This window comes from Kitasatospora sp. NPDC059462, assembly GCF_042749955.1.
Classification (GTDB): domain Bacteria; phylum Actinomycetota; class Actinomycetes; order Streptomycetales; family Streptomycetaceae; genus Kitasatospora.
The window spans coordinates 1-11,425 of sequence record NZ_JBHYUU010000223.1; the positions used below are offsets into that span (position 1 = coordinate 1).

The 11,425-nt window shown below is 78.1% G+C and carries 11 protein-coding genes; 7 read left to right on the forward strand and 4 right to left on the reverse strand.

Annotated features, from left to right (window positions below; genetic code table 11):
• Window positions 1-234: 234 nt before the first annotated feature.
• A complete protein-coding gene (locus ACFXAM_RS34085; protein WP_380297218.1) occupies window positions 235-1,419 on the reverse strand; it encodes an MFS transporter in 1,185 nt (394 codons plus the stop codon).
• A gap of 77 nt (window positions 1,420-1,496) precedes the next feature.
• Between ACFXAM_RS34085 and ACFXAM_RS34090 the strand changes: the two genes are divergently transcribed.
• Window positions 1,497-2,531 (forward strand): ArsR family transcriptional regulator, encoded by a 1,035-nt coding sequence (locus ACFXAM_RS34090; protein WP_380297219.1) that lies wholly within the window; start codon window positions 1,497-1,499, stop codon window positions 2,529-2,531.
• 100 nt (window positions 2,532-2,631) lie between these two features.
• Here ACFXAM_RS34090 and pepN read toward each other — a convergent pair whose 3' ends face one another.
• The 3 genes from pepN to ACFXAM_RS34105 all read right to left on the reverse strand — a co-directional run bounded on the left by pepN (window position 2,632) and on the right by ACFXAM_RS34105 (window position 7,746).
• A complete protein-coding gene (gene pepN, locus ACFXAM_RS34095; RefSeq protein WP_380297221.1) occupies window positions 2,632-5,118 on the reverse strand; it encodes an aminopeptidase N in 2,487 nt (828 codons plus the stop codon).
• 55 nt (window positions 5,119-5,173) lie between these two features.
• The gene (locus tag ACFXAM_RS34100) at window positions 5,174-5,659 is read right to left on the reverse strand and encodes a histidine kinase (RefSeq protein ID WP_380297223.1); all 486 of its coding nucleotides are present in this window, start codon (window positions 5,657-5,659) and stop codon (window positions 5,174-5,176) included.
• A gap of 230 nt (window positions 5,660-5,889) precedes the next feature.
• A complete protein-coding gene (locus ACFXAM_RS34105) occupies window positions 5,890-7,746 on the reverse strand; it encodes a serine/threonine-protein kinase (protein ID WP_380297225.1) in 1,857 nt (618 codons plus the stop codon).
• A gap of 228 nt (window positions 7,747-7,974) precedes the next feature.
• On the opposite strand from ACFXAM_RS34105, the gene ACFXAM_RS34110 reads away from it, so the two are divergent.
• The 6 genes from ACFXAM_RS34110 to ACFXAM_RS34135 all read left to right on the forward strand — a co-directional run.
• On the forward strand, window positions 7,975-8,367 hold the full coding sequence (locus ACFXAM_RS34110) for an SH3 domain-containing protein (protein WP_380297226.1): 393 nt from the start codon (window positions 7,975-7,977) through the stop codon (window positions 8,365-8,367).
• A 746-nt stretch (window positions 8,368-9,113) separates the two neighbouring features.
• Window positions 9,114-9,272 carry a hypothetical protein gene (locus ACFXAM_RS34115; protein ID WP_380297228.1) on the forward strand — a complete coding sequence of 53 codons (159 nt, stop codon included), beginning with the start codon at window positions 9,114-9,116 and terminating at the stop codon, window positions 9,270-9,272.
• A 169-nt stretch (window positions 9,273-9,441) separates the two neighbouring features.
• Window positions 9,442-9,726, forward strand: coding sequence for a hypothetical protein (locus ACFXAM_RS34120; RefSeq protein WP_380297230.1), 285 nt, complete (start codon window positions 9,442-9,444; stop codon window positions 9,724-9,726).
• Entirely contained in the window at window positions 9,720-9,941 is a 222-nt protein-coding gene (locus ACFXAM_RS34125; protein ID WP_380297231.1) for a hypothetical protein, read from the forward strand. Before ACFXAM_RS34120 ends, ACFXAM_RS34125 begins: the two co-directional genes overlap by 7 nt.
• Before the next feature lie 119 nt (window positions 9,942-10,060).
• Window positions 10,061-10,543, forward strand: coding sequence for a hypothetical protein (locus tag ACFXAM_RS34130; RefSeq protein WP_380297233.1), 483 nt, complete (start codon window positions 10,061-10,063; stop codon window positions 10,541-10,543).
• 58 nt (window positions 10,544-10,601) lie between these two features.
• Window positions 10,602-11,425: NUDIX domain-containing protein (locus ACFXAM_RS34135; protein ID WP_380297235.1), on the forward strand; the 824-nt coding region annotated here is incomplete at its 3' end.

The following is an 11,425-nucleotide window of genomic DNA, read 5'->3' on the forward strand; positions in this document are numbered from 1 at the left end:
TGCCGCGGGCGCCGGCTCCGCGGCGTCCGACCCGGTCATCGCCCAGCCGCCCGCGCCCACCAGCGCCAGGGTGCACACGCCTGCCGCGACGCCGATGGCGATGCGGCGGCGCCGGGCCCCGGCTCTCCCCTCCGGATCCTGCTCCTGCTCCTGCTTCCGCAGCTGGTCGTCCTGCACCGCGCCCACCCTGTTCGATCTTCGTTCGGATGGCGCGGATGCTAGCACCACGCACCGTCAGTCCCCCGGCCCCGGGGCGGCGCCGGAACCGCGCCGCAGTCCCGGCGCGAGCAGCGCGGTGACGGCCAGTGAGGCGGCGGCGGTCCCCGCCATGGCGGTGGCGGCCGAGGTCGCCTCCGCCAGCGCGCCCGCGGCCGCCGCGCCGACGCCCTGCAGCGCGAGCATCCCGGAGCCGTGCAGGCCGAGCGCCTGCCCGCTCAACTCGGGCGGCGTCAGCGCCACCAGCCGCTCCTGGAGCAGCAGTCCCGCCCCGTACCCGACGGTGGCCACCGCGACCAGTGCCGCCGCGAGCGGCAGCGCGGGCTCCAGCGCGAAGCCCAGGTACGGCGCGGCGAGCAGCGCGCAGAGCGGCACCACCACCTGCTCCCGACGGCGGGCCGGCAGCAGCCGTCCGGCGAGCACGTCCCCGGCCAGCATGCCGAGCGCCCCGGTGGCGAACAGCAGGCCGGCCGCGTCCGGGCGGTACGGGACGTAGAGCGACTCGACGCCGACGACCAGGCCGTTGGGCACCCACAGCGCCAGGTAGACGGTCCGGCGCGGCGCGGACGACCAGAGCCGGACGTCGGCCCGCCAGGTGCCGGCGACCGACGGCCGTCCGGCCGCCCGGGGCGGGCGGCGGAGCAGGCCGGCGCGGGCCGTGCCGGCGGACAGCAGGTGCAGGGCGGCGGCCGTGAGCAGCGCGCCGGACGGGGCGAGGGCGGCCACCAGCGCGCCGCCGAGCGCGAACCCGCCGATCTGGACCAGGCCCGCCGCCAGGCCGAGGGCGGAGCGCCCCAGCAGGTAGCCGTCACGGCCCAGCAGTTCCTGGAGCAGCCCGTAGCGCACTCCCCCGCCCGCCGCGCCGGCCACCCCGAGGGCGAGCAGCACCGGGAACAGCGCCGCCACCGGCAGCCCGGGCAGCGCCTGGAGGCCGGTGCCGAGGGCGAGCAGCAGGCCGAGGCCGGTCAGGGCGGCGCGCGGCGGGAGCCGGTCGGCGGCCGAGAGCACGGTGACCGCGCCGAGCAGTTGGGCGAACGCCGGGCCGAACATGGCGAGCGAGGCGAGCAGCGGCGAGTCGGTGCGCCGGTACACCAGCACGCCCAGCGCCAGTCCGGCGACCGTCTGGGCCGCCGTCTGGGCGGCGGAGTACAGGAACAGGGCGGTGAACCCGCGGTCGCGGAACAGCTCTCGGTAGGTGCGCATGCGGCGGAGTCTTTCCGCCGCGATCGGCACGGCGTTAGGTTTTCGCGCGGCGGCGAAACCTGACGGAGGGCGGGGGCATGGGGTGGTGGCGGCTGGACGCGGACACCCTCGCGGGGAGCCGGTTCGCGCTCTCCCCGCTGGCCGAGACGGTCGCCGCGCTGAAGACCCTGCACCACGGCGGCGGCGCCCACCCGGGCGAGCGGCGGTGGCTGGGCGCGGCACTCCCCCGCTACCGGGAGCGGCTGGCGGCCGACCCGGTGACCGCTGCCCTGGTCCGGGCCGCGCTCGGCCCGCGCTGGAACGCCACCTTCCTCACTCCGACGCCGGGCGCCGAGCAGCACCGCGCGGACGGGGCGCTGTTCGCCCGGGAGCTGGCGGAGGTCCGGGCGACGCCGCCCGCCGTCGCCCGGGCGGACCTGGCCGAGACCCTGGGCACCGCGCCCCCGCCCCTGCTGGAGCGCGACGACCTGGCCGGACGCGCCGCCGACCTGCTGGCCTGGGTGTGGGCGGAGACCGTGGAGCCGACGTGGGCCCGGCGCCGGCGGGTCATCGAGGCGGACGTGCTGGCCCGCACCGCCCGGCTCGGGGCGGGCGGCTGGGCGGACGCGCTGAGCGGTCTGCGCCCCGGGATGCGCTGGCTCGGCGGCGACCGGCTGGGGATCGGTCTCCGGGACGCCGGGCCGCAGCCGATGGACCTCACCGGCGTGCACCTGCTGTTCGTCCCGGTCACCCCGCAGCAGAGCTGGCTCTGCTGGGACGTGCCGCCGGTCGACGGGCGGCGGCGCGCGGCACCGGGCCGCCGGTACGCGGTGGTCTACCCGTGCTCGGGGGTGCTGGCCGAGGAGGACCGCCCCCCGGTGCCGCAGGCGCTGGCCGCCCTGCTGGGGCCCGGCCGCGCCGAGTTGCTCGCCCTGCTGGAGGCGCCGAAGACCACCAGTCAGCTGGTGGCCCTGACCCGGCTGCCGCTCGGGTCGGTGGGCCGCCACCTGCGGATCCTGCGCGAGTCCGGGCTCGCGCTGCGCCGCCGGGCCGGCCGTTCGGTGCTGTACCACCGCACCCCGGCGGGCCAGGTCCTCCTGGAGGCGGGGACGGGCCGGGGCGAGCGGTACTGAGCCCCCGCGCGCCGGGCGCCGGGCCGCCCACCCGCGCGCCCGCCGCCCGCCCCGCGCGCCCTCCCCTGCACCCCGCCCCCGCGCCCGCGCCCGGGTGGGGCTACTGCCCGCCCAGCGCCCGCGCCCGGACCGCGCGGCGCAGCGTGTCCAGCTGGTCCACCAGTCCGCGCCGGGTCGCCGCGGTGAGGTCCGGGTCGGCCAGACAGGCCTCGGCCGCCCGCACCGTCCGCCCGGTCGCGGCGAAGGCGGGGAAGCCCTCCCTGGTGAGGACCCGGGCCAGGGCGGGGCCGCGGCGGGCGGCGGCCGGCCCCAGTTCCTCGAAGTAGCGCGCGACCAGCCCGTCCAGCAGCTGCGCCTGCTCGGGCTGCCAGAGACCGGCGGCGGTGGCGGACGCCAGGTAGTTGGAGAGGTCGCCGTGGAACAGCGCCCGCCAGGCGGCCTCCTTGGCCGCCGGGTCGGGCAGCGCGGCGCGGCAGCGGGCGGCGCCCTCCTCGCTGGTGTCGCTGGGGTCGGCGGCCAGCTCGGCGGCGATCTCCGGCTCGCCCGCCGCGCCGAGCACGCACAGCCGCAGCAGCAGGTGCCAGCGCAGGTCCGGGTCGAGCGCCGGTCCGCCGGGCACCGTCCCGGCCGCCAGCCAGTCGCGGAGTTCGGCGGCCTGCGACGCGTCGGCGGCGGCGATCGCCCCGCGGACGGCCACCAGACGCAGGCCGGTGCGGTCGGGCTCGCCCCCGGTGCGGCGCAGCAGGGCCCGGCAGACCTGCGCCAGTACGGCCAGCGCCGCCGGACGGCCGGCGGGCGGCACGGCGCGGTCCGCGACGAAGGTGCGGGCGAAGGAGAGCACCGCGTCCACCAGGTGCACCGAGGTCTCGCCGGGCAGGTGGGCCGCGACCAGCTCCAGGTACGCGCCCGGCGCGAGCTCGCCGTCCAGCACCTGGTCCCGGGCGGAGCCCCAGAGCACGGCCCGGGCCAGCTCCTCGGGCACGGCGCCGAGCGAGGAGCGCACGGTCCGCCAGGAGCCGGGGTCGAGCCGGATCTTGGCGAAGCCGAGGTCGGTGTCATTGGGCAGCGTCAGCTCGGCGCCGTTCACCGGTGCCCCGGTGCCGTCGGCGGGCAGGTCGAGCGGTACGCGGTCGGACAGCTCCAGGGCGCCGTCGGCGGTGCGCCGGTAGTGGCCCACGGTCAGCCGGTGCGGGCGCAGCACGCCGTCGGCGGAGGTGTGCGCGATCCGGCCGTCGGTCACCCGCAGGGTGTCCACGCCGGTGGTGCGCAGCCAGCGGTCGGCCCAGCCGTGGACGTCGCGCCCACTGGCCGCCGTCAGGGCCCGGAGCAGGTCGTCGAGGGTGGCGTTGCCGAAGGCGTGCGCGTCGACGTGGTCGTTGACGCCCGCCAGGAAGGCCTCCTCGCCGAGCCAGGCGACCAGCTGGCGCAGCGCGGCGGCGCCCTTGGCGTAGGAGATGCCGTCGAAGTTCTGCAGCGCCTCGGCGGTGTCGTCCACCGTGGTCGGTGCCACCGGGTGGGTGGAGGGGCGCTGGTCGGCGTCGTAGCCCCAGGTCTTCCCGTCGGCGGCGAAGGCGGTCCAGGCGCCGGTGAAGCGGGTGGCGGCGGCCGTGACCTCGTGGGCCATGTACTCGGCGAAGGACTCGTTGAGCCACAGGTCGTCCCACCACGTCATGGTGACGAGGTCGCCGAACCACATGTGCGCCATCTCGTGCACCACCACCAGGGCACGGTGCTCGCGCTGGGTGTCGGTCACGGCGGAGCGGAAGACGTAGTCGTCGCGCAGCGTGACGCAGCCCGGGTTCTCCATCGCGCCGAGGTTGAACTCCGGGACGAAGCACTGGTCGTAGCTGTCGAAGGCGTAGCGGCGCCGGAAGATCCGGTGGTAGTGGTCGAAGCCCTGCCGGGTGATTTCCAGCAGCTCGGCGGCCTCGGCGTCCAGGTGGGCGGCGAGCGAGCGGCGGCAGTGCAGGCCGAGCGGGATCCCGTCGTGGTCGGCGCGCACGGAGTGCAGCGGGCCGGCCACCACCGCGACCAGGTAGCTGCTGATCGCCGGGGTGGGCGTGAACTCCCAGCGGCCGGGCGCGACCTGGCGGCCCGCGCCGTTGCCGACCACGGTCCACTGCGGCGGCGCGGTGACGGACACCGTGTAGGGCGCCTTGAGGTCGGGCTGGTCGAAGGAGGCGAACACCCGGGGGCCGTCGTCGAGGAAGGACTGGGTGTAGACGTAGTCCTCGCCGTCGGCGGGGTCGGTGAAGCGGTGCATGCCCTCGCCGGTGTGCGAGTAGGCCATGTCCGCCTCGACGGTGAGTTCGTTCTCGGCCGCCAGGCCGGTCAGCGGGAAGCGCCCGGCCCGCAGCGCGCCGACGTCCAGCGCGCGGCCGTTCAGCACCACCCGGCGGAGGCTCGACGGTTCGACGTCCACGTGCGTCCCGGCGCCGGGGGCGGTGCAGCCGAAGCGGATCACCGTCGTGGAGCCGAACACCTCCGGGCCGCGGGTCAGGTCGAGGTCGAGGCGGACGGCGCGGACGTCGAGCAGCCGGCGGCGCTCGACGGCCTCAGCGCGGGTGAGGACCGAGGAATCAGGCATACGGATCATGCTGCGCCATCGGCGGGCGGGCGGCATCCGCTTTCCGGGACCTCCGCTACCCGGCGGCGCGGCGGGCCGCCTTGACGCGATCGGCCAGCTCGGCGGCCGGGAGGCGGCGGAGGGTGACGCCGTGGCGGGCCGCCAGCTCCTCGGCGGGTTCCGGCGAGGCCTCGGCGAGGTCGAGCACCAGCAGGCAGTGGCCCTCGTCGACCTCCTCGCTCAGCACGATCAGCGCGGCGCCGCCCTCGTGGTCGCGCCAGGTCTCGGCGGCGTTGCCGATCGCCGTTCCGGCCGCCCAGCCCAGCAGGACGCCGATCGGGCCGCCGAGCAGCCCGGCGAGGCCGCCGGCCACGCCCGCGCCCACGGTCGGCGCGCCCGCCCCGCGCACCTGGGACGCCGGGAAGTCCAGGGTGCCGTCGGCCAGGCGCTCGACGATCGCGGACTGGCGCAGGCCGGGCAGGTGGGCGGCCTCGTCGAAAGCGGCCCGGCAGGCGGCAAGGTCGGTGAAGTCGAGCAGCAGGACGTGGTGGTTCTCGCTCATCTGGTGACGGCTCCTCGCTCGTCGGCCGGCCGGACGGTCAGGCGGTCGGTCGGTCGGTCGGTCGGTCTGATGGTCGGACGGCCTGATCGGCCGGTCGGTCCCGGGCGGGTCGGCGCCGCCGCGGGACCAGTCCAGCTTGGGCCCGGGAGCGGGCGCCCGCCCTGCGGTGGTGCCCCGTCCGTGCCCCGGCCGTGCCGCGCGGGCCGCGTCCGGGACCGCCGCGGCACGGCTCAGTCGGAGGGGTAGGTGTGGCGGAGGTTCCCCTTGGTGTCCGCCACCAGGTACCCGCTGTTGTGGTACTCGTTGGAGAGGTAGACCCGGATGGTCGTCACGTTGTCGAGCGGGAACATGTCGATGACCAGGTAACGGTTGGTCGGGTCCTTGACGTTGAGGGTCTCCTCGGCCTTCTTCAGCAGCGCGGGGACGACGTCCCAGTCGTACTGGGCGAGGTCCACGGGCTTGTCCTTGCCCATCGACCCCCCGGCGCGCTTGGTGACCTTGCCGTCCCGGTAGTCGTACCAGTCGTAGTTCCGGCCGTCGGCCGTGGGCACCTGGGCGTTCGCGTAGGTCCCGTAGACGTTGAGCGCCTTGACCTTCGTGCCGCCGCTCTGGGCGGTGATCGCCGCGACGGCGGTGCGCACGCCGTCCGGGGTCAGCAGGTCCTTGGACGGCTTCGCCGGCGGCTTGACGGTCGGCGCGGCGGAGGTGGTACCGGCAGCCGCGGTGCCGGCGGCGGGCGGCGCGAGGGACGCGGTCCCGGACGGTGCGGCGGCCGGGCCGGTGGACGCGGCTGCGGCCGGGGCCGTCGGGGCGCCGCCCCCGGCCGTGGGGGCCGACGTCCCGGTCGGGGCGGCGGCCGGGTCCACCGCGTCGCCCGTCCCGTCCGGGCGCAGCGTCCAGGCGAGCACGCTCGCCAGGGCGACCCCGGCGACGGCGAGGGTGACCGTGGCACCGGTCCGGCGGCGGGCGGGCGGCGGGGGCGTCGTGGCGGGGCCGGTCGCGCCGAGGAGCTGGGTCCCGGTGTCGTCGACGGGCCCGGGGAGGTACGCCGTGCCCGAGGAGTGCTCCACGAACGTGCCCGAGGACGGCTCCGCGTACGGGCCCGGGTACGCCCCGGCGTACGGGTGCGGGTACGACCCGGAGGGCGGGCCCGGGTACGCCCCGGCGGGCGGCTGCGCGGCGGGCGGCGGGGCCGGCGCCCAGGACGGCTGCGGCCCTCCGGGACCCATGCCCGCCGCGCCCACCGCGCCCGCTTCGGCCGCCGCGAGCGCCCGGTCGAGCTGTGCGGCGTCCGGCCGCACCGCGGGGTCGCGGGCCAGCAGCGCCGCCAGCACCGGACCCAGCGGCCCGCAGCGGGTCGGCGGGGGCAGCGGCTCGTCGAGGACGGCCGCGAGGGTGGCCAGCGTGGTGGCGCGGCGCAGCGGGTGGTGGCCCTCGACGGCGACGTACAGCAGCATGCCGAGCGACCACAGGTCGGAGGACGGGTTGCCCTCCTCGCCGCGGATCCGCTCCGGAGCGATGTACTCGGGCGAGCCGATCAGCGCGCCGGTGGCGGTGAGCGCGGTGGCGTCCTGCATCGCGGCGATGCCGAAGTCGGTGAGGACGGGGGTGCCGTCGGCGCGCAGCAGCACGTTGCCGGGCTTGACGTCGCGGTGCTGGATGCCGGCCTCGTGGGCGGCGCGCAGCGCGGCGAGCACGCCGCGGCCGATCCGGGCGGCCTCGGGGACGGAGAGCGGGCCGCGGGCTATCCGGTCGGCGAGGCTGCCGCCGGTGACCAGCTCCATGACCAGCCAGGGGTGCGGGTGGCCGGGGGTGTCGACGATGTGGTGGATCACCGCGACGTTCGGGTGCTGGAGGCGGGCGAGCGCCCGGGCCTCGCGCAGCACCCGCTCGCGCAGTTCGTCGGCGGCGGTGGGGTCGGCCGCGGCCATGGCCGGGTCCGGCGGGCGGACCTCCTTGAGCGCGACCTCGCGGTGCAGCATGGTGTCGCGGGCGCGCCAGACCAGGCCCATGCCCCCGCCGCCGAGGCGTTCCATGAGTTCGAAGCGGTTGTCGATGAGCCGCGTCTCCGGCGCCCCAGTGTTCATGCCGGACATCGTAGGGGCCACCATGGACAGGTGCCCCGGCCGCCCGGGTGGCCGCAGGGTCCGTGACACCCCGTCCGCACCGGAGTCGGCCTCGTGGCGCGGAGCGGGGGCCCGGGTCTGCGGCACCCGGACGCGGCCGCCACCCGCCCGGGCGAGGCGGGAAGGGCCTTCCGGGTGGCCCTGGGCCGGCCGCGGGCCGCACCGCGCGGCCGGCTCGTTGTGCCCGGCATGTCCGTACACGTCGCAAGGGCCACCTGGGCCGCACTGTCCCTGCTGGTCGTCACCCTCCTGGTGGTGGCCGTGGAGACCGACCACCGTCCGCCCCCGGAACGGCCTCCCGGGCCTCCCCCGCCGGAGGCCCGGGCCGGCTGGGTCGTCGCCGCGAGCGCGGCCAACGTCCGGCGCGAGCACTCGGTCGACGGCGCGGTGCTGGGTCTGGCCCGGTGCGGGGAGCCGGCCGAGATCGTCGACACCTGGATCTCCCCGCTGGGCACCCGGTGGAGCCGGATCGTGATCGCGCCCAGCGGTCTGACGGGCTGGGTCCTCTGGTCCCTGCTCAGCCACCCGGCCCCGCCCGGCCGGGCCGCCGCCTGCCCGACGCCGCCGCCCGACGTCCAGTGATCCGGGCCGCCGCGACGGCGCTGTCCGGGCCGGACTCCGGGCCGGGCGGCCGGCGCCCGCGTCCGGACCCTGGTCCTGGGCGCGCTTCATGTCGGCCACGGCCTCGACGAACGCCGCGTCGAGGCCGTGGCCGAGCAGTTCGGAGCGCAGCTCGTCCAGCGGCTGCCGCCGGTGGCGGACCGGACGGCCCGGCTCCTCGGTCATGGTGCGGCCCAGGTCGTCGGGCGACAGCTCCTGCGGGCCAAGCACCGGGACGCTGTCGACGCCGCTCCAGGAGCGGTCCAGCAGCAGCCCGGCCGCCGCCGCGGCGATGTCGGCGACGGCCACCGGCGGGGCCCGGCGGTCCGCGGCGGCGGTGTCGCCGAACACCCCGTGCTCGCGGATCGAGGCGGCCTCCTCCAACAGGTTCTCGTAGAAGGACGGGTTGGCGAGGGCCCGGTGGGCGACGCCGGATCCGGCGATCAGGTCGTCCATGGCCGGGGAGGCGGTGACCAACCCGGCCCGGGCGGCCTGCGGGGTGCCGCGGCCGGGCGCCGAGACGCGGACGACGTGGGCGGCGCCGTGGGCGGCGAACGCCCGCGCGGCGGGGCGGGTGAAGCCGCTGTAGGCCTGCTCGGGTGTGCGCGAGCCGTCCGGGGGCACCAGCCGGAAGACGGCGTCGGCGCCGGCGAAGGCACGCTCGACGGTCGCCGCGTCGCCGTGGTCGAGGCCGCGCCCGCGCCCGCGCGCGGAGAGCGTTGCGCGTCGTGGTCCGCGATCCCGCCCGCCTCAGCGACGCCGTGCGCGGACGGGTCGAGGTGGTCGTCGGCTCGCACACCCGGCACCCCCGCCACACCGCCGACGGCGCCCACCAGTGGCTGCGGGCCGCCGTCCGCCGGGTACTCCGCCCGGCACCGGGGGCGTGACGCGGCGGCGCCCTCCACGACGATGCGCGGCACCGGGGCGGAGGGGGACGGGCGTGGCCGAGGGGGACGGCGTGGGGGAACGCAGCCTCTCCAAGGAGGCGCACCGGGCGGAGCGTGACCGGCTGTCCGATGCCGCGTACCGGGGCGACCGGACGGGGTGCCGGCCGCCGTGGAACGGTCGCCGGGCCTGGCCAACGCCCGGCGGGTGGGAGGTCGCAGCGGCTGGGCACCGCTGCACCGGGCCGCCTGGCTCGACGCCCCGGCCGAGGTGGTCCACCGGCTGCCGGCCGCGGGTGCCTGGCGCACCCTGCGCTCCACGGACGGCGAGCGCCCCGTCGACCGCGCCGCCCGTCTCGGACGCGACGCCCCGCTCCCGCTGCCGGAGCCGCAACCGCTGCACCTGGTGCGGGAGGCGGACCAGCGGCCCTGGTGCTCCCGCAGGTCGGCGTGCTGACCGAACCGGCGGACCCCGCCCTGGGCTTCAGCGTGCCCGGCATGGACGGGGGCGTCGGCATCCGGCCGGCGGAGGACCGCACCGACCGGCCGGAGGGCCGGGCCGCCACCTGTTGGCGGCTGGTGGTGCAGAGCCGTTGCCGGATCGTCGGCCACTCCGGCCGGACCCACCGCCTCACCCCGGAGGCCTGCGTCCTCGTCGAGTCCGGCTGGTAACGGCACCCGGCGGGGCCGTCGGCCGGGCGGCGGCCGAGGTCCGGCGGAGGTTCCGGGGCGGGTGCGGGCGGGTAGGGGGGCCCGCACCGGAAGGGGCGGGGCGGACGGAGGTGGCGCCGGTGGGCGAGGACGCGGTGGGCGGCGGGGTGCGGGCCGCCCGGCCGGGCGACGCGGACGAGCGGCTGCGGCTGCGGGTCGCGGTGCTGGACGGCGCGCCGCTGGACGAGCGGTGGCGGGCCGCCTTCCGCGACGACCTTCGGGCCCGGCCGGGCCGCGATCTGCACCTGCGCGCCTTAGTGGCGCCGCCCGGCGGCGGCCGCGGACCGGCGGCCTGCGCGATCGGCAGCATCCACCACGGTTACCGGGGGCCGAGCCGCCCGACGGGACGGTGGGGGCGGATCCACACCGTGGTCAGGGATCCGGCGCACCCGCGGCGGGGGCCCGGCCGGGCCGTCACGGCCGCGTCGGTCGAGGCGCTCGCGGCGGCCGGCTGCGGCCCGGCCGGGCTGAGGGCCACCGGGGACGGGGCGGCGCTCCGCCGGGGGCTCGGCTTCGGTGCGGTGGACGGGTACGCACGGCTGGACCTCGGCGGTGGCCGCTGAGCCGTCCCGGCACCGCGCCCGTGCCCCGTCGTTCCCCTCGCCGAAGGAGGCCCCCCGGGTGGAGCGTTCGTCCTGTCCCCCGCCGCTCGCCGTCGTGCTCGTCACGGACGTGCCGGGCCGGGTGCTGCTGCTGCGCCGACCGGACGGCTGCTGGGAGTTGCCGTCCGCCGTCGTGCGGCCGGCCGAGGAGCCGCAGGCGGCGGCCGTGCGCGCGCTGGCCGAGGCGTGCGGGGTGGCCGCCGGCGCGGTGCGACCGGTCGGGGTGTTCGAGGAGGGCGCGCGGCCGGCGCGACGGCACGTGTACGCGCTGTCCGCGTACGCGCCCGGCGCGATGGACCGGCTCGTCCTCCCCCGGCACGCCACGCACGCCTGGTTCTTCACCGACAACCTGCCCGGCCTCTCCCCCGCCACCGTGCGCTTCCTGCGGGCGCACGCGCCGGCCCGCCCGCATCTGCCGCGCTCCCAGTGGCTCGCGACCACGCCGCGCGCGTGGCTGTGCACGGCCGCCGTGGTGACCGCGCCGGACGGGCGGCTGCTGATGGTCAAGCCACGGGTCCGGGAGCCGGACCGGCGGCCGGACGCCGGGCGGTGGAACTTCCCCGGCGGCGTGCTCGACACCCACGAGGACTCGCCGACCGGGGCCGCCCGCGAGCTGCGCGAGGAGACCGGACTCGACCGGCCGGCCGGGCCGCTGCTCGCGGTGGTCTGGCAGCATCCGGCTCCGGGCGCGGACCACCCCATCGTGCAGTTCTTCCACGACTTCGGTACCGCCGACCCCGCCGTGGTCCGGCTCGGCTGCCCGGACGGGGAGATCACCGACTGGGCCTGGTTCCACCCGGACGAGGAGCTGGACGCCGCCGCCGGCCCGGACCGGGGGTACGC

Coding starts and splice junctions, on each gene's coding strand:
- ACFXAM_RS34085 (WP_380297218.1), bottom strand. CDS start 1,419: ATGCGCACCTACCGAGAGCTGTTCCGCGACCGCGGGTTCACCGCCCTG.
- ACFXAM_RS34090 (WP_380297219.1), top strand. CDS start 1,497: ATGGGGTGGTGGCGGCTGGACGCGGACACCCTCGCGGGGAGCCGGTTC.
- pepN (WP_380297221.1), bottom strand. CDS start 5,118: ATGCCTGATTCCTCGGTCCTCACCCGCGCTGAGGCCGTCGAGCGCCGC.
- ACFXAM_RS34100 (WP_380297223.1), bottom strand. CDS start 5,659: ATGAGCGAGAACCACCACGTCCTGCTGCTCGACTTCACCGACCTTGCC.
- ACFXAM_RS34105 (WP_380297225.1), bottom strand. CDS start 7,746: ATGAACACTGGGGCGCCGGAGACGCGGCTCATCGACAACCGCTTCGAA.
- ACFXAM_RS34110 (WP_380297226.1), top strand. CDS start 7,975: ATGTCCGTACACGTCGCAAGGGCCACCTGGGCCGCACTGTCCCTGCTG.